The sequence below is a fragment of the Pseudomonas sp. NPDC096925 genome (assembly GCF_044762545.1).
GTDB lineage: Bacteria > Pseudomonadota > Gammaproteobacteria > Pseudomonadales > Pseudomonadaceae > Aquipseudomonas.
This window is the reverse complement of record NZ_JBIWEM010000004.1, coordinates 58,478-75,187: the sequence shown is the minus strand read 5'-3', so window position 1 is coordinate 75,187 and position 16,710 is coordinate 58,478. Positions and strand designations below refer to the sequence as shown.

General features: G+C 64.1%; 20 protein-coding genes. 12 read left to right on the top strand and 8 right to left on the bottom strand.

The features are described from left to right. The first annotated feature begins 64 nt into the window (after positions 1 to 64). Positions 65 to 961: a LysR family transcriptional regulator gene (locus ACIQYU_RS14115; RefSeq protein WP_207836419.1), complete on the top strand. Its 897-nt coding sequence runs from the start codon at positions 65 to 67 to the stop codon at positions 959 to 961. A gap of 127 nt (positions 962 to 1,088) precedes the next feature. Here the strand turns inward: ACIQYU_RS14115 and ACIQYU_RS14110 are convergent, their stop codons facing one another. Next, a complete protein-coding gene (locus ACIQYU_RS14110) occupies positions 1,089 to 1,544 on the bottom strand; it encodes a flavodoxin (protein ID WP_207836421.1) in 456 nt (151 codons plus the stop codon). 127 nt (positions 1,545 to 1,671) lie between these two features. Between ACIQYU_RS14110 and ACIQYU_RS14105 the strand changes: the two genes are divergently transcribed. Continuing rightward, positions 1,672 to 2,100 carry a PAS domain S-box protein gene (locus ACIQYU_RS14105; protein ID WP_207836446.1) on the top strand — a complete coding sequence of 143 codons (429 nt, stop codon included), beginning with the start codon at positions 1,672 to 1,674 and terminating at the stop codon, positions 2,098 to 2,100. A 59-nt stretch (positions 2,101 to 2,159) separates the two neighbouring features. Beyond that, positions 2,160 to 2,777, top strand: coding sequence for a hypothetical protein (locus ACIQYU_RS14100; protein WP_207836457.1), 618 nt, complete (start codon positions 2,160 to 2,162; stop codon positions 2,775 to 2,777). Here ACIQYU_RS14100 and ACIQYU_RS14095 read toward each other — a convergent pair. After that, positions 2,762 to 3,697: a MerR family transcriptional regulator gene (locus tag ACIQYU_RS14095; RefSeq protein WP_233687073.1), complete on the bottom strand. Its 936-nt coding sequence runs from the start codon at positions 3,695 to 3,697 to the stop codon at positions 2,762 to 2,764. The genes ACIQYU_RS14100 and ACIQYU_RS14095 overlap by 16 nt on opposite strands. Positions 3,698 to 3,916: 219 nt before the next feature. On the opposite strand from ACIQYU_RS14095, the gene ACIQYU_RS14090 reads away from it, so the two are divergent. Genes ACIQYU_RS14090 through ACIQYU_RS14075 form a run of 4 tightly spaced genes read left to right on the top strand, consistent with a single transcriptional unit; the run spans position 3,917 to position 5,888 of the window. Then, a complete protein-coding gene (locus tag ACIQYU_RS14090; RefSeq protein WP_087503172.1) occupies positions 3,917 to 4,477 on the top strand; it encodes an antibiotic biosynthesis monooxygenase in 561 nt (186 codons plus the stop codon). A gap of 33 nt (positions 4,478 to 4,510) precedes the next feature. Beyond that, positions 4,511 to 5,248, top strand: coding sequence for a dihydromonapterin reductase (gene folM / locus ACIQYU_RS14085; RefSeq protein WP_063913386.1), 738 nt, complete (start codon positions 4,511 to 4,513; stop codon positions 5,246 to 5,248). Between the two features lie 9 nt (positions 5,249 to 5,257). Continuing rightward, complete coding sequence (locus ACIQYU_RS14080) at positions 5,258 to 5,554, top strand: DUF1244 domain-containing protein (protein ID WP_003260708.1); 297 nt, start codon at positions 5,258 to 5,260, stop codon at positions 5,552 to 5,554. After that, positions 5,547 to 5,888, top strand: a complete 342-nt coding sequence (locus ACIQYU_RS14075; RefSeq protein WP_207836460.1) for a HopJ type III effector protein — start codon at positions 5,547 to 5,549, stop codon at positions 5,886 to 5,888. Before ACIQYU_RS14080 ends, ACIQYU_RS14075 begins: the two co-directional genes overlap by 8 nt. A 44-nt stretch (positions 5,889 to 5,932) precedes the next feature. On the opposite strand, the gene ACIQYU_RS14070 is transcribed toward ACIQYU_RS14075, so the two are convergent. The 3 genes from ACIQYU_RS14070 to ACIQYU_RS14060 form a co-directional block, all read right to left on the bottom strand. After that, positions 5,933 to 6,841, bottom strand: coding sequence for an alpha/beta fold hydrolase (locus ACIQYU_RS14070; protein WP_333957018.1), 909 nt, complete (start codon positions 6,839 to 6,841; stop codon positions 5,933 to 5,935). A gap of 167 nt (positions 6,842 to 7,008) precedes the next feature. Further along, entirely contained in the window at positions 7,009 to 8,220 is a 1,212-nt protein-coding gene (fabV, locus tag ACIQYU_RS14065) for an enoyl-ACP reductase FabV (RefSeq protein WP_087503177.1), read from the bottom strand. A gap of 251 nt (positions 8,221 to 8,471) precedes the next feature. Then, positions 8,472 to 9,332: a LysR substrate-binding domain-containing protein gene (locus tag ACIQYU_RS14060; RefSeq protein ID WP_207836471.1), complete on the bottom strand. Its 861-nt coding sequence runs from the start codon at positions 9,330 to 9,332 to the stop codon at positions 8,472 to 8,474. Positions 9,333 to 9,467: 135 nt separating this feature from the next. On the opposite strand from ACIQYU_RS14060, the gene ACIQYU_RS14055 reads away from it, so the two are divergent. The 4 genes from ACIQYU_RS14055 to ACIQYU_RS14040 are packed head-to-tail and all read left to right on the top strand — an operon-like array spanning position 9,468 to position 13,590. Then, positions 9,468 to 10,508: an agmatine/peptidylarginine deiminase gene (locus ACIQYU_RS14055; protein ID WP_207836473.1), complete on the top strand. Its 1,041-nt coding sequence runs from the start codon at positions 9,468 to 9,470 to the stop codon at positions 10,506 to 10,508. Next, positions 10,505 to 11,401 (top strand): N-carbamoylputrescine amidase, encoded by an 897-nt coding sequence (gene aguB, locus ACIQYU_RS14050; RefSeq protein WP_207836475.1) that lies wholly within the window; start codon positions 10,505 to 10,507, stop codon positions 11,399 to 11,401. Before ACIQYU_RS14055 ends, aguB begins: the two co-directional genes overlap by 4 nt. Positions 11,402 to 11,403: 2 nt before the next feature. Beyond that, positions 11,404 to 12,489: an extracellular solute-binding protein gene (locus ACIQYU_RS14045; RefSeq protein WP_402800460.1), complete on the top strand. Its 1,086-nt coding sequence runs from the start codon at positions 11,404 to 11,406 to the stop codon at positions 12,487 to 12,489. 3 nt (positions 12,490 to 12,492) lie between these two features. Next, positions 12,493 to 13,590 carry an agmatine/peptidylarginine deiminase gene (locus tag ACIQYU_RS14040; RefSeq protein WP_233694108.1) on the top strand — a complete coding sequence of 366 codons (1,098 nt, stop codon included), beginning with the start codon at positions 12,493 to 12,495 and terminating at the stop codon, positions 13,588 to 13,590. Between the two features lie 55 nt (positions 13,591 to 13,645). Here ACIQYU_RS14040 and ACIQYU_RS14035 read toward each other — a convergent pair whose 3' ends face one another. Both ACIQYU_RS14035 and ACIQYU_RS14030 read right to left on the bottom strand, forming a co-directional pair. Next, positions 13,646 to 14,182 carry a cytochrome b/b6 domain-containing protein gene (locus ACIQYU_RS14035; protein WP_402800457.1) on the bottom strand — a complete coding sequence of 179 codons (537 nt, stop codon included), beginning with the start codon at positions 14,180 to 14,182 and terminating at the stop codon, positions 13,646 to 13,648. Beyond that, positions 14,179 to 14,445, bottom strand: coding sequence for a PepSY domain-containing protein (locus tag ACIQYU_RS14030; protein ID WP_063913395.1), 267 nt, complete (start codon positions 14,443 to 14,445; stop codon positions 14,179 to 14,181). The genes ACIQYU_RS14035 and ACIQYU_RS14030 overlap by 4 nt, the downstream gene beginning before the upstream one ends. 175 nt (positions 14,446 to 14,620) lie before the next feature. Between ACIQYU_RS14030 and ACIQYU_RS14025 the strand changes: the two genes are divergently transcribed. Further along, a complete protein-coding gene (locus ACIQYU_RS14025; protein WP_233687078.1) occupies positions 14,621 to 15,799 on the top strand; it encodes an acetyl-CoA C-acetyltransferase in 1,179 nt (392 codons plus the stop codon). 146 nt (positions 15,800 to 15,945) lie between these two features. Here ACIQYU_RS14025 and ACIQYU_RS14020 read toward each other — a convergent pair whose 3' ends face one another. Then, positions 15,946 to 16,665 carry an SDR family NAD(P)-dependent oxidoreductase gene (locus ACIQYU_RS14020; protein ID WP_402800453.1) on the bottom strand — a complete coding sequence of 240 codons (720 nt, stop codon included), beginning with the start codon at positions 16,663 to 16,665 and terminating at the stop codon, positions 15,946 to 15,948. Positions 16,666 to 16,710 lie beyond the last annotated feature (45 nt).

The following is a 16,710-nucleotide window of genomic DNA, read 5'->3' as shown; positions in this document are numbered from 1 at the left end:
TTCGGCTGCCTAGGCCAGAAGCGAATTGTTAGACTGAACACCATTCCAGAATGGAATTGCGATCATGGAATTCAAACAGCTGCGCAGCTTTATCGAAGTGGTCCACCGCGGCGGTTTCACCCAGGCGGCGCAGACCTTGCACATCAGCCAGTCGGCAGTGAGCAAACAGGTGGCCCAGCTGGAGCAAGATGTGGGCCAGCCGCTGCTGGAGCGCCAGGCCTCGCAGCTACACCTGACCGCTGCCGGACGCATTGTGCTGGAGCGAGGCGAAGCCTTGCTGCGCCAACGTCAGGCGCTGCTCAGCGAACTGGACGACCTCAGCCAGATGGGCCGCGGCGAACTGCGCCTGGGCTTGCCGATGCTGGGCAGCGACGCACTGTTTGCCGGGTTGTTCGCCGAGTATCGGCGGCGTCACCCGAACATCGCGATCCAGTTGCTCGAAGGCGGCAGCCGCAACATCGAACAGGCGGTCAGGAGTGGCGAACTGGAACTGGGTGGTAGCCTGACGCCCAGTGACGAGGCGTTCGACTACCAGCCGTTCTGCAACGAACCGCTGGACGCCCTGCTGCCGGTCGGCCACGCGCTGGCGGGCGAGGACAGGGTGGACCTGCAGCAGCTGGCCGATACCCCGTTCCTGCTTTACCAGCGCAGCTTCGTGCTCAATGACCGATTGCTGAAGGCGTGCCAGCAGCAGGGTTTCACCCCGAAAGAAGGCGGGCGCAGTGGCCAGGCGGACTTCCTCGCGGCGCTGGTGGCGGCGGGCCAGGGCGTGGTGTTGCTGCCCCGTGTGGTGGCGAAAGCGCTGGAACGCCCCGGGGTGGTGCGTTTGCCGCTGCGCTCGCCAGAGGATTTGCGTTGGGATATCGCGTTCATCTGGCGGCGTGGGGCGTACCTGTCACGGGCGGCGCAGGCGTGGTTGGCGTTGGTGAACGAGTGGCCGGTGCTCGACAGCAAGGAATGAGTTGCCCTTGCTGGCCTCTTCGCGGGTAAAACCGCTCCCATAGGAACACCACAGCCGCTGAAATCTGTGCAGTACCTGTGGGAGCGGGTTCACCCGCGAAGCGGCCGGTACAGGCGAAAAATAACCGTCAGGCTTTAAGTGTACTCACCAACTCAGCCAACCAAGGCTCTGCATCCGCCTCCGGGGTCACCGTCTCGCTGGCATCCAGGCGCAGCATCGGTTGCACTTCCCGCACGCCCAGTTCGGCGAACAGCTCGCGCATCTGCTCGCCACCACCACAATAGGTATCGCCATAGCTGGAGTCGCCCAGCGCAATCACCGCACCCGGCAGGCCACGCCAGGCCGCGGGCAGGGTATCGCGAATGCTGCTGTACAACGGCATGAGGTTGTCCGGCAGCTCGCCCATGCCTGTGGTCGAGGTCACAGCCAGCAAGGCATCGGGGGCAAAACCTTCAAGGTCCTGCAAGGTAGCGCGCGCCGCATGCCAGGCCTCCAGGCCCGCAGCCTTGAGCAGCGTTTCAGCGTGACGGGCGACTTCTTCGGCGGTGCCGTAGACCGATCCGGAAATAATGGCGACTTTCATCGGGTAGAGGATTCCGAAACTGAGTGAAAACGTAGGATACTAGCATCCGGCGCTGGCAAAAGGCCGCCTCTACCAAAGTCACCATCCTCAGCCTGCTTCGCACCCTTGTTTACTCAATGGCCCGAACATGATCAACGCGCAACTGCTGCAATCCATGGTCGATGCGTCCAATGACGGCATCGTGGTCGCCGAACAGGAAGGCGACGACACCATCCTCATCTACGTGAACGCCGCCTTCGAACGCCTGACCGGCTACAGCCGTGACGAAATCCTCTACCAGGATTGCCGCTTCCTGCAGGCCGACGACCGTGACCAGCTTGGCCGCGCCCGCATCCGCAAGGCCCTGGCCGAAGGCCGCCCGTGCCGCGAAGTGCTGCGCAACTACCGCAAGGATGGCAGCGCCTTCTGGAACGAGCTGTCGATCACCCCGGTAAGGCACGACGCTGAACAGCGCACCTACTTCATCGGTATCCAGAAAGACGTCACTCGCCAGGTCGAACTGGAGCGGGAACTGGCCGAACTGCGCGTTCGTCCGAAACCCGACGAACGCGCCTGAACCAAGTACGTCACGCACGGTCAATTCCGTTGAAGAAATCGCCACCACCGAGTTCGATCATGCAAGCAGAAGCGCTCCTGACCCAGGACGAACTGGATTTCATACAGAACATGCAGCATTCGCCACAGTTGAACCTGGCTGACCCCATGTCGAGCCTGCTGGTCAATGGCGACCGCCGCATTCAGAGCTTGCTCACCCGCCTGGTGGCCAACGAGCAGGTAACCTTGCAGGCCCAGTTCAACAACCAGCAGATCAGCTTCCCGCTGCAACTGGTGGAGGACGAGTTCCACGCCCTGCACCTGCAACTGGGCTCACCGGAAATCTACGAGGACGGCCCCATGCTGCGCCCCTGGCGCCTGTCGATGGAGCAGCCGAGTGCACTGCTCGATACCCATGGGCAGGAAAGCGGCCTGTGGGTTCGCGATATCTCGTTCAAGGGTACATTGCTGGAAGTCCGTGGCCTGCCAGCGGCACCAGCCCGCTTCGAACTGCGCTTTGCCCCTGGCGGCATCCCTCCCATCGAACTGCATGGCGTGCTGGGCCGGCGCATCGGCCAGGACCTGGCCGCCTACGACCTTAGCCAAAGCCCCACCGAAGAGATCGAACGCCTGCGCGACTATATCCTCCAGGCCCATCGCCGCGCCCACCCCGAGCTTCACACTCAGGTATCGAGCTGACCGGCCAGAAACTGCCGCAAACGCTGGCGCATCACGCCGCCCTGCGCGCCCAGGCAGGCGATCGGGCTGCCAGCCAGGCTGTCCTGTGCCAGTTCCGCCGCTTCACCCGCCAGTAACAACGGGCACTCCAGCCCTGCCACCAGGCGCGTCAGGCGCCGGGTGAGTTCCATCGTGGGCGACTGGTGGGAAAACAGCACCAGGGCATCCGGCTTCAAGCGCTCGCAGACCAGTGCCAGTTCCGCCAGCGGCTGCCCGCTCGCCAGTGGCGTCACGCCAACTTCATCGCTGCCCAGAGTCAGGCTGGTCACCAGCAATTCCAGCTCGTGGCACTGCCCCGGCAACGGCGCCAGCAGCACCCTGCGGCTGCGCGGTGCACGGGCAAGTTGCAAGCGGGCTAACACCCGGCCACGCAGGAACTGATCGAGGAACAACCACTCGCTGACCTGCCCGTAGCCACCTTTCCCGACCGCCAGGTCATGCCATACCGGCATGAACACTTCGCTGAATACCTGGTCCAGGGTGCAGGCGGCAAACACCTCGTCGAACAGGCGGTCCAGGCCGGCCACGTCAAAACATTGCAGCGCCTGGCGAATCTGCTGCTGCCAGCGCACCCAGGTGTCCGTCGCGCCACCTGCCTGCCCGGCCAGGGCATGGCCGCGCGCGAGGATGCTGGCGACCTTGCTCACCGCCACACCACGCTCCAGCCAGCCAAGGATGCGGCGGATGTCATCGATGTCGGCCTGGGAATACAGGCGGTGGCCACTGTCGGTGCGAGTTGGCTGGATCAGGCCATGGCGGCGCTCCCAGGCACGCAAGGTCACGGCGTTGACGCCGGTCAGGCGGGAAACTTCACGGATCGGAAACAGGTCCTGCTGCGCGAGGCCCGCATCGATTACCGGACTACGTCCCTGTTCGTTCATCTGCACGGGGTACCCTGTGTGCGCAAGTTGAACACCTAGTTTACTACGACAATACCAGACGCTGGGCCGCGACCGTTTGCCAGCTGACAGTTACCGAGCATCGCACATGGGCGATAATCCGCGCCCGATTCTTGCATGTATGCCTGCGTCGCCCAACACCCCGGGCCACGCAGCCAAAGGGGCCGGTTACCCGCCAGCCCCGTTGCCAGGAGATACACGATGTCTACCCCACCCGTCACCCTGATGGTGTCGCGCCGCGCCGCCCATGGCCGCTACCAGGACCTGCTGGCCTGGCTGCATGAAGGCGAACAGCTGGCCACCGACTTCCCCGGCTACCTTGGCTCGGGCATCCTCGCGCCACCCCGCGATAGCGACGAGTTCCAGATCATCTTCCGCTTCAGCGACGAACCGACCCTGCATGCCTGGGAGCATTCCGCCTCGCGCCGAGCCTGGTTGCAACGCGGCAACGGCCTGTTCGAACGCCCCAAAGAGGCGCGCGTGAGCGGCATCGACGACTGGTTTGGCACCAATATGGTGCAAAAACCGCCGCGTTGGAAGCAGGCCGTGGCCATCTGGCTGGCCTTCTTCCCGGTTTCACTGGTGTTCAACCTGGTGTTCGGCCACTGGCTGGCAGCACTGGACCTGGTGCCTCGGGTACTGCTCAGCACCCTGGGCCTGACACCGGTGATGGTCTACCTGTTCATCCCCCTGTCCACCCGCCTGCTGGCCGGCTGGCTGCATGCCTCCCCGGCCACTGCTGGCGCCCTGCGCAGCCGCTGAGGCCAGGCCGTACACGCGGTAGACAGTTCGGGTATGCTGGGCGGCAACCAAAGGACAGACAAGTTGACCGCCCCGAACATGAACAGCCCCATTCTCGTTACCGGAGCCAGCCAGCGCGTCGGGCTGGCCCTGGCCCTTGAACTGGCACAGGCCGGCCATACGGTGGTCAGTGCCAGCCGCAGCGTCCAGCCACAGGCGGCCCACCCGAACATCGTGCAGTTCCAGGCCGACCTGTGCCAGGCGGCCGACCGCCAGGCCCTGATCGACTACCTGCACAACCATTACGACGGCCTGCGCGCCATCATCCACAACGCCTCGCTGTGGCTCGACGATGGCCTCGACAACCTCGAGACCATGTTCCGCCTGCACGTCGAAGCGCCCTACCACCTCAACCTGGCCCTGGGCGACCTGCTGGCCAAGGTGGAAAAGGCCGACATCATCCACATTTGCGACGAAACCTCATCGCGCGGCAGCAAAAGCCACATCGGCTATGCCGCGACCAAGGCCGCGTTGCAGAACATGGTGCTGTCGTTCGCCGAAAAATATGCGCCCAAGGTGCATGTGAACGGTATCCTGCCCGGGCTGCTGATCCTCAAGGAAGGGGGTGACGAAGCCTACCGCCAGCAAACCCTGAAAAAGGCCCTGCTGGAGTTCGAACCCGGCGCCGGCCCGCTGATCGAAACGGTCAAGTACCTGCTCGCCAGCCAGTACAGCACCGGCAGCCAGGTGGTCATCAACGGTGGCCGCCACCTGAAGAACCGCATGACCTGAGAGAAGCCCATGACCCCACAGCAACAGCTCGAACTCGAGGCCGCCGCGTTCCGGCGCCTGGTCGAACACCTGCAAAAGCGCACCGACGTGCAGAATATCGACCTGATGAACCTGTCCGGCTTCTGCCGCAACTGCCTGTCCAAGTGGTACAAGGCCGCGGCTGACGAGCGCCAGCTCGACCTGAGCCTGGATGACGCCCGCGAAGCGGTGTACGGCATGCCCTACGCCGAGTGGAAAGCCCAATACCAGAAAGAAGCCAGCGCCGACCAACAGGCGGCGTTCGAAAAAGGAAAACCCCGTGACTGACCTGAACACCCTGCGCGCCAGCCTGGCCAGCGGCCAACACGTGTTTGCCGACACCCTGGCGTTCATTGCCGACAACTACAACTACCAGCCTCAGGCCTTCGACAATGGCGGCGTGGCGAATGCGGCCGGGCAGAACGAAGGTTCCTGCAAGACCCTGGGGCTGGCGCTGCTGGAAGGGCTGAGTGACCAGGAAGCACTGCTGGCCTTTGGCGAACACTACCGTGACGTGGTGGCCACGCCCGAGGGCAGCGACCATGGCAATATCCGCGCGCTGATCAAGCATGGGCTGGCGGGCGTCAAGTTTGCCGAGCTGCCGCTTGCGCGCAAGGCTTGAGATAGCCGGGGCCGCTTTGCGGCCCCAGATTTTCCACCCCACCATCAATCCATGATGGTTCCCGGCACCCCACCCGCCAACCCACCCTGCTGCAACCACTGCAAGGCCACCGGCCACAGGCTTTCGCGAAACCGGTCATGGAAAAACGCGAAATGGCCAATTTCATCGACCGAGATATCCACAGGCGCAATGCGCAGGTGCTGGCGTTCGCCGCCCTGCAGATAACCCAGCAAACGCTCGGTCGCCGCCACGGTACCAAAGGGGTCATCGGTCAGGCTGATGGCCAGCGTTGCCGCCCGCACCTGGGCGAACGGTAGTGCCTCCAGCGCACGCCCGCTGGGTCGGTGCTCATAGCGTGGGGTACGGGTGGTCCAGTCGTGCACCACGCCGGATGGCGTGTCCTCCAGCCAACCCAGGCGCTTGCCGGGAAAATAACCGAACACCCGGGTGAGCAGCGGCATGACCACATGCCACTTGCCGAACAGTTGCCAGCGCTGGTCGGCCGCGTAATCGCGCCAGTAGGCGAATTGCGCGCCGACCATCACCACCCGGCGTACCTTGCTCGCCGACGGTGCCAGCCCCACTGCGCAGCCGCCAAAACTGTGCCCCACCACGTCCACCGGCTGGCCGGGGAAATGTTCTGCGGCGTGCACCAGCATGGCTTCGAAATCCAGCCGGCCCCAGTCGCTCCAGGAAGCCTGGAAGCCGCGCAGCGAGGCCGGCCGGGATTCGCCGATGCCACGGTAGTCGTAGGTCAGCACATCGCAACCCTGGGCGAACAGGTAGTCGGCGAAACGCGAGTAGTAGCGGCAGCGTACCGAGGTGGCAGCGTTGATGATCACCAGCGGGCGCTGGGGGTCAGGTCGGGCGTGGCGCCAGCGGAAGCCGCCGAGGCTGTAACCGTCGGCTGCGGTGTGGCGAAAGGCAGTGGCGGGCTGGGTGAGGCTGCTCATGGCACATTCCCTGTTGTCGTGCGCCAAAGCTAGCAAAGATTTTATAGCCTGTACCGGCCTCTTCGCGGGTAAACCCGCTCCCACAGGTTCCCCACTCCCTTCAGGCTTGGTGAGATGCCTGTGGGAGCGGGTTTACCCGCGAAGAGGCCGGTACAGGCTAAAGCCGATTACAGCTCGATGCAGTCGAACTTCACATCGGTAGCCACGTCTTCGTCGTAGTTGACGTCAGCGCGCTCGAAGCCGAACAGGTTGAGGAACTGCTTCTTGTAACCGGCATAGTCGGTCAGCTCGAACAGGTTCTCGGTGGTCACCTGTGGCCACAGGGCCTTGCAGGCATCCTGCACGTCATCACGCAGTTCCCAGTCGTCCAGGCGCAGGCGGCCTTTCTCGTCGACCTCGGCCGGCGCGCCGTCGGCACGGTACATGCGGTCACGGTACATGCGGTCCAGCTGGTCCTGGGTGCCTTCGTGAACACCCTTCTCCTGCATGATCTTGAACACCATCGACAGGTACAGCGGCATCACCGGGATGGCCGAGCTGGCCTGGGTAACCACCGACTTCAGCACCGCCACGTTGGCGCCGCCCTTGATTTCGCCGGCCAGTTTCTTGTCCAGGCGCAGGGCGGTTTCGTCCAGGTCCTGCTTGGCCTGGCCCAGCGCACCGTGCCAGTAGATCGGCCAGGTGATTTCGGTGCCGATGTAGCTGAAGGCCACGGTGCGGGCGCCTTCGGCCAGCACGTTGGCGCCAGCCAGGGCGTCGATCCACAGCTGCCAGTCCTGGCCACCCATGACGGTGACGGTGTCGGCGATTTCCTGCTCGGTAGCCGGCTCGATGCTGGCCTCGATGATGGTGTCCTTGTTGGTGTCGATGGCGGTCGACTTGTACGGCTGGCCGATCGGTTTCAGGGCCGAACGCACCAGTTCACCGGTCTGCGGCAGCTTGCGCACCGGCGAGGCCAGCGAGTAGATGACCAGGTCGACCTTGCCGCCCATTTCGTTCTTGATCAGCTCGATGACCTTGGCGCGGGCTTCGTCGGAGAAGGCGTCACCATTGATCGACTTGCTGTACAGGCCTTCGGCCTTGGCGAACTTGTCGAAGGCGGCAGCGTTGTACCAGCCAGCGGTGCCGGCCTTGGTCTCGGTGCCTGGCTTTTCGAAGAACACGCCCAGGGTGTCGGCCTTGAAGCCGAACGCCGCGGTGATGCGGGCTGCCAGGCCGTAGCCGCTGGAAGCACCGATGACCAGGACCTTCTTCGGGCCATCCTCGCGCACGCCCAGCTTGCGGGTGGCTTCGATCTGGTCACGGACGTTGAGCTCGCAGCCCTTCGGGTGAGTCGTGGTGCAGATGAAACCGCGGACCTTAGGATGAATGATGGCCAATGTCTGTACCTCGTCAGGTTTATGCCGGGGGAAGCGCCGCCATGGGCGATTCCGATTGATCAGAGGGTGAGACTACCCCCGCAGGTTATCCGACACATATTACGGGGTGATCTTGGGGATGCAAAACCGAGGTTTTCCTTCGCCGTCCTCTTCGCGGCTGAACCCGCTCCCACAGGAACCGCGCAAATCCTTTGGGCTGCGCAATACCTGTGGGAGCGGGTTCACCCGCGAAGAGGCCGGCACTGGCAACATCAATCTGACAAGAGAGCCTCTTTCAGCCACTCCAGGAATTGCCGGGCCAACGGATCATCCTGGCTATCCCGATGCACCAGGCAAGCCCACGCCGGCCCACGCACGCGCTGCGCCGACAACGCCTGCAAACGCCCCTCCTCCACCGCCCGCCGCGCCAGCAACTGGCTGACCAGGGCCACCCCCAACCCCTCGCTCGCCGCATCCAGCAGCAGCCCGGGGTCGGAAAAGTTCAGCCCCTTGCCCTGCTGCCCCACGTCCTCGCCCCCCTCCAGCTGCCAGTGGCTCCAGTCCATCTCGCGCTCGCCATGCAAGGTGGTGCGCCGCGACATCGGCGTTTGCAGCAATGCCGGGTGGCAGGCCGGGTACAGCTGGTCCTGGTGCAGCACGCTGAAGCTGCACTCGGCCTGGGCACTGAGGTCGTCGCGGATGGCCAGGTCGATGGTCTCGGTCGCCATCTCCGGCACTTCGAAACTGGTGAACAACCACAAGTCGACATCCGGGCAGCGCTGATGAAAGTCGGCCAGCCGCGGCAGCAGCCAGTGCCTGGCAAAGGCCGGGCTGGTGTTGACCACCAGCTGGTTGGGCTTGCGGTACTGGTCGAGCCGGCGAATGCCAACGGCGAGGTGCTGCAGCAGCGATTGCGTGGTGCTGAGCAGGTCGTGCCCGGCGTCGGTCAGGCTCACGCTTCGGCCACTGCGGTGGAACAGCGGCTGCTCCAGGTAGGTTTCCAGGCTGCGAATCTGCTGGCTGATGGCCGACTGGGTCAGGTTCAGCGCTTCGGCGGCCTTGTGAAAGCTGCCCAGCCGCGCAGCGGCCTCGAAGCCGCGCAAGGCATTCAGGGGTGGCCAGTGTTTGAGCATGTTTGATAAGCCCTGCTGATCAGATGTGCGCTAAATCTATCGTTTGTCGTCGGCCAGGCCTAGCCATAGCATGGACCTCAACACCCGCGACGGCGGGCTTCGTTGATAAAAATCCTTAATAGATCGGAGTTCACTATGCACCTGTCCCTCGACAGCGGCTGGCGCATGCCCGCCGAATGGGCCCGCCACGCTGCAACCTGGATGGTCTGGCCGCACAACCAGGCCCTGTGGGAAAGCGGCTGGCACGTGCACCTGGCCGACGTACAGCAGGACTACGCCCGGGTCGCGGCGGCCATCGCCCGCTTCGAGCCAGTGAAGATGGTGGTCGACCCTTCGGCCTTGCAAAGCGCCCGCGCCCTCTGCGGCGCCAATATCGAGCTGGTCGAAATGACCGTGGACGACAGCTGGTGCCGGGACAGCGGCCCGAGCTTCATCTGCCACCCACAGCATGGCCTGGCCGGTTTGAGCTGGCGCTTCAACGCCTGGGGTGGCAAGTCTCGACACGGCCAGGACCGCAGCCTTGGCCGGCGCATCCTCGACCACCTGGGCCTGGACGGTTTCAGCACATCGCTGTGCAACGAAGGCGGGGCGATTCATGTGGACGGCGAAGGCACTCTGATCACCACCGAGTCGGTGCTGCTCAACCCCAACCGCAACCCTGGTGTGAGCAAGGCCGAGTTCGAGGCCTGCTTCGCCCGCTACCTGGGCATCCGCAAGACCATCTGGCTACCAGGCGACCCACAGTACATCACCGGCGACATGACCGACGGCCACATCGACGGCGTATGCGCCTTCGCCCGCCCTGGCGTGCTGCTGGTCGACGCCATCCATGACCAGCACTCGGTGTACGCCGAAGTGGTGCGGGAAAACCGCCGCGCCCTGGAACTGGCCACCGACGCCCAAGGCCGGCACTTCGAACTGCTCGATCTGTATGAAGCCAGCGCCGCCGTCGACCAGGACGCCGAGGTATTCTGCGCCTCGTACACCAACTTCTACATTGCCAACGGCGCGATCATCATGCCGGCCTATGGCATCGCCGCCGACCAGGAAGCCGCCGCGCAACTGGCCCACGCCTTCCCGGGGCGGGAGATCGTACCGGTGCGCATCGACCACATTGCCCATGGCGGTGGCGGCATTCATTGCATCACCCAGCAACAGCCCGAGGTGCAGCCATGAACCTGCTGCGCGTCGCCACCACCCAGATGCCGTGCAGCTGGGACCTGCCCGGCAACCTCGACCGCGCCGAACAACTGGTACGCCAGGCCGCCGCCGAAGGCGCCCAGGTGATCCTGCTGCAGGAACTGTTCGCCACCCCGTACTTCTGCATCGAACAAGACCACCAGCACCAGGCCCTCGCCCAGCCCTACCCCGCCAGCCCGATCCTGCAGCGCTTCGCCGCACTGGCCGGCGAGCTGGGCGTGGTGCTGCCGCTGAGCTGGTATGAGCGCGCAGGCAATGCTTTCTTCAACTCGTTGACCGTGGCCGATGCCGACGGCCGCCTGCTTGGCGTATACCGCAAGACCCACATCCCCAACGCCATCGGCTACCAGGAGAAGGAATACTTCAGCCCCGGCGACACCGGCTTCAAGGTCTGGGACACCGCCTTTGGCCGCCTGGGCATCGGTATCTGCTGGGACCAGTGGTTCCCCGAGACCGCCCGCTGCCTGGCACTGATGGGCGCCGAAGTGCTGCTGTTCCCCACCGCCATCGGCTCCGAGCCCGGCTGTGCCGACCTGGACTCGCGCGACCACTGGCAGGTAGCCATGCGCGGCCATGCCGCCGCCAACCTGCTGCCGGTGGTAGCGGCCAACCGCGTGGGCGAGGAGGTCGCCGCCAGCGATGCCGGGTTGGCCATGCGCTTCTACGGCTCGTCGTTCATCTGCGACCACAAGGGCGCCATGCTTGCCGAAGCCGACCGCGACAGCAGCGGCATCTGGCTGCACGACCTGGATCTGGCCGGCATGCGGGAAGACCGCCTGAGCTGGGGCATCTACCGCGATCGCCGCCCGGAAATGTACGCCACGCTGCTGACCCTGGACGGCCGCCTCCCACACACCCTGAGGGCCTGAGCATGAAACGCCACACTCTAGCTGCATTGGCGCTGGCCGTCTGCGCCTGCCAGGCCCAGGCCGAGCAGCCCGTGCTGCACCTGTACAACTGGGCCGACTATTTTGCCGAGGACACCCTCAAGCAGTTCACAGCCGAAACCGGCATCCAGGTAATCTACGATGTGATGGACGGCAGCGAAGTGCTCGAGGCCAAGCTGATGTCCGGGCGCAGTGGCTACGACCTGGTCTTCCCCGGCGATACCGTCGCCGAGCGCCTGATGCGCGCCGGCAGCCTGCAGCCACTGGACCACAGCCGCCTGGAGGCCCTTGACGACATCGAGCCCGGGCTGCGCAAGCTGCACGCCCGGTACCCCAGGGCCCGCCAGGCGACCGTGCCCTACACCTGGGGCACCATCGGTCTGACGGTGAATGCCGACAAAGTCCGCCAGCGCATGCCCGATGCGCCGCTGGACAACCTCGACCTGCTGTTCAAGCCGGAGCTGGCCGCCAGGTTCGCCGACTGCGGCATTTCGGTCATCGACTCGCCCGACGAAGTGCTGGCAGTGGTCCTCAACTACCTGGGCCGCGAGCCACGCAGTGCCAAGCGCGAAGATCTGGCTGCAGCCAGTGAACTGCTCAAGGCGATTCGCCCGTACGTACGCAAATTCCAGTCGCAACCAGTGACCGAACTGGTCAACGAGAACCTGTGCCTGTCACTGGGCTACAGCGGTGATGTGATCCAGGCGCAGCGTACCGCCGAGGCCGCGGGCAAGCATCTCGATTTCCAGTACCGCGTGCCGCGCCAGGGCACCACAGTGTGGATGGATACCATGGCCATCCCGGCCGATGCCAAGCACCCGGAATACGCCTATCGTTTCATCAATTTCGTCATGCGCCCGGCGAACATGGCGGCCATCAGCAACTTCACCGGCTACCCCACCGCCAGCGCCAAGGCACGCCAGGCGGTGGACCCGCGCATGCGCGACAACCCCGATATCTACCTCGACCAAGCCACTTATGCCCGGCTGATCCCGGGCCGCGATATCCCACAGGCCGACATGCGCGCACGCATGCGCGTGTGGACACGTTTCAAGACTGCACAGGACTGAGCCATGCCAAGCCGTAGAACCTTCCTGCAACTGTCGCTGGTCGCCAGCCTCGGCCTGCCGCTGGGCCTGGCCCGTGCCGAAGAACCCGGGCGCTGGTTCATGCCGGACGAAGGCGAGCCGCAGCAGCGCGCGTTCATCGCCTTTGGTGCCCAGGATGCGATCTGGGAGGATTTCACCGCCGATGTACAGGCCGCCCTCGGTCGCATCGCCCAGGCCATCGCGCGCTATCAGCCGGTGACAGTGTTCTGCCGGGCCAGCGAGCGCAAGCTGGCCGAGCAGCACTGTGGCAGCCATCGCACACGTTTCGTCGAGTGCGAGCTGGACGACATCTGGATGCGCGACATCGGCGCCAACTTCGTCGTCGATGATGACGGAGCCCTGGCGGCGGTAGACTTCAACTTCAATGGCTGGGGCAACAAGCAGCGTCACAGCAACGATGTCCAGTTGGCCAGACGCGTCACCACGCTGGCCGGCGCCCGCTACCAGCGCAGCGCCCTGGTGGGTGAAGGCGGCGCCATCGAAGTGGACGGCCACGGCACCGGCATCATGACCGAGAGCAGCTGGGTCAATGCCAACCGCAACAAAGGCTGGAGCAAGGCGCAGGTCGAGGCAGAGCTCAAGGAGCGCCTGGGGCTGAGCAAGATCATCTGGCTACCGGGCATCGCCAGCCAGGACATCACCGACGGGCACGTGGACTTCTATGCCCGCTTCGTGAGGCCAGGGGTGGTGATTGCCAACCTGGATAACGACCCGGACTCGTATGACTACGCCGTGACGCGCCAGCACCTGGAGATCCTCAAACGGGCCACCGATGCCGAGGGCCGCAAGTTGCAGGTGCATGTCGTGTCGCCGCCGCTGCACGGGCGGCGTAACAGGTTCAGCAAAGGCAATGACGACTTTGCCGCGGGGTACATCAATTACTTCGTGCTCAATGGCGCGATCATTGCGCCACAGTTTGGCGATGGGGCGGCGGACGAGAAAGCGCGGGGGCTGCTGACGGCGTTGTATCCGGGGCGGGATATCGTGCAGCTGGATATCGATGCCATTGCTGCCGGGGGTGGGGGGATTCACTGTGTGACCCATCAGTGCCCGGCGGTGTAGCAGATGCTGCCTGTGCTGGCCTCTCGCGGGCAAGCCCGCGAAGAGGCCGGCACTATCAATCGCGGGGCTGCCGACGGCGCCCGGTGATCATCGACCACGGCAGGTTTTCCCGCATGCGCACGCTCTCGTAGATAGCGCCCAGCACATGCACGCAAACCAGCACCAGCACCGCGTTGGCCAACCAGCTGTGCAGGTCCAACGGCCAGTCGACACCAAACAGCGCGTCCACCTCCTGTGAGGCCCACCCGGTCAGGCCCAGACCGGCGATGCCGGTCATCATCAGCACCATCACCAGGGCGCCAATCGGCGAATGCCCCATGTGAGGGTCAAGCTCCCCATGCAGCAGCGTCCGGGCATGCCCGACCAGGCTTGCCGGGGTTGGCCAGAAGTCGGCCCAGCGCGCGCTGCGTGGCCCGACAAAACCCCAGATCACACGCACCACCACAACGGCCAGTGCGTAATAGCCCAACCATTGGTGCCAGTCTTCTCCCGCTTCGTTGAAGAAGTAGTTGGCGAAAAACACCACGGCCATCGACAAGTGGCACAGCCGCAGTAGGGGATCCCACAGCTGCACCGTGCCGTCGCTGTTCACTCGTGGTACTCGCTCTTGACTGCCTTGCCAGTCACTGGGTCATGGTAGATCTCGACCTTCTTGCCATCCTTGTCGAAACCATAGATCTCGTAACAGTTGCCCTTGGTGACTTTGAACTTGTTGATCTTGTAGCCCTGCTCCTTGAGCTGCGCCTGGAATTTTTCCTGATCCTGCCAGGTGCTTTTGTCGGCGGTGGTGCATTCGGTGGCGGCGAATACTGTGCTGCTGCCAATCAAAAGGGTCAGCGCGATCAATGTACGCATGGGCGTGAACTCCATCCAGATGAATGTAGTAGCGCATCCCTTAGCATAGTTCTGCACGCCGCTTTACGCTCATTCATTTGCTTTGCACATCAATCGCAAAGAAAAACAAACTTAACAAATGAGCCAAAGCCACCGATGCTTGAGGCATTACGCCCATCGCACGGAGAACAACAACATGAACGACGTGGTCATCGTCGCTGCAACCCGTACCGCCATCGGCAGCTTCCAGGGCGCCTTGGCCACTGTGCCTGCAGTAGACCTCGGTGCCGCCGTGATCAAGCGCCTGCTGGAGCAGACCGGTCTGGCCCCGGCGCAGGTTGACGAAGTCATCCTCGGCCAGGTGCTTACCGCCGGCGCCGGGCAGAACCCGGCACGCCAGGCTGCGATCAAGGCCGGCCTGCCCTTCAGCGTACCGGCACTGACCCTGAACAAGGTCTGCGGCTCGGGCCTCAAGGCGCTACACCTGGCCGCTCAGGCCATCCGCTGCGGTGACGCCGAGGTGGTAATCGCCGGCGGCCAGGAGAACATGAGCCTTGCCCCCTACGTAATGCCCTCGGCCCGCACCGGCCAGCGCATGGGCCATGGCCAGCTGATCGACAGCATGATCACCGACGGCCTGTGGGATGCCTTCAACGACTATCACATGGGTATCACCGCCGAAAACCTGGTGGACCAGTACGGCCTCAGCCGGGAGCAGCAGGACGCCTTCGCCGCCGAGTCTCAGCGCAAGGCGGTGGCCGCGATAGAGGCCGGCCGCTTCGATGATGAAATCACCCCGATCGTGCTGCCGCAGAAAAAGGGAGAACCCAAAGTCTTCGCGCGGGACGAGCAGCCGCGTCCGGATACCACTGCCGAATCCCTGGGCAAACTGCGCCCGGCGTTCAAGAAGGACGGCAGCGTTACCGCCGGCAACGCCTCAAGCCTGAATGACGGCGCCGCCGCCGTGCTGCTGATGAGCGCCGCCAAGGCCAAGGCCCTGGGCCTGCCGGTGCTGGCCAGGATCGCGGCCTATGCCAGTGCCGGCGTAGACCCGGCGATCATGGGCATTGGCCCGGTTTCGGCCACCCAGCGCTGCCTGGACAAGGCCGGATGGCAACTGGCCGAGCTAGACCTGATCGAAGCCAACGAAGCCTTTGCCGCGCAGGCGTTGGCCGTGGGCAAGGCGCTGGAATGGGATGCCGCGCGGGTCAACGTGAATGGCGGGGCGATTGCCCTCGGCCACCCGATTGGTGCGTCCGGGTGCCGGGTGCTGGTGACCCTGCTGCACGAGATGATCAAGCGCGATGCCAGGAAAGGCCTGGCGACACTGTGCATTGGTGGCGGCCAAGGGGTAGCCTTGGCAATCGAGCGGTGATCTCGGATTGATATGAGCAGGCCCGGCCTCTTCGCGGGCTTGCCCGCTCCCACAGGTGCAGCTCAAATTTCGAGGTTTGTGCAGTACTTGTGGGAGCGGGCAAGCCCGCGAAGAGGCCGGGCCTGCTTACTGAGTAACCTCAGGCTTCAGAACCGCTCATCGGCAATAGCCGGTAGGGTCAGTTCGCGCACATAGCTCGCCGCCGACAACTCCAGCAGCGTGCGCACCATCAGCACCACGTCATGCAGCGGTATCAGCCCCCCTTCCCCACGCGCTGCAGCCTCGGCCAACGGCACATCCAGGCCATCCTCGGTATTCAGGTAGCCCAGGTTCAGGCACGTCACCCCAAGCCCCTGCCCGCGATAACCTTCACGCAATGCCTCGGCGATGCCGCGCAGGGCGAATTTGGAGGCGGCGAAAGTCACTTCAGGGCGACCACTCTGGGGCAGGCCCGAGGTGGAACCGGTAAGGATGATCCGTGGTTTTCCGCTTTCGAGCAGCAACGGCAGCAAGCGCTTGATCAGCAGGATGGTCGCGGTGATGTTGCAATCGACCATGCGCTGCAATTCCACATCACGATCATCGAGGAAGCTGTAGTGCGCCTCGAAGGCCTCCGCTTCCCACAGGCCGAGGTTATAAATGAGCGTATCCACGCCACCCTCGGCCAGCACGCGGAAAATTGCCTCGACGGCGGCGACCGGCTGGCCGAGATCGGCCTCGATCCACTGGGCCAGGACATCCTTGCCAACGCTCACTGCCGCTGGCTTGTTGCGCGACACACCAATCAAGGTGTCGCCCGGTTTACCCAAACCTTCCATGAACGCCTTGCCCAGGCCCTTGCTGGCGCCGACTACCAGAACTCGCATCGCATCACTTCCTGTCGATTTGATTGAAGTCGGCATTCTAGGAGT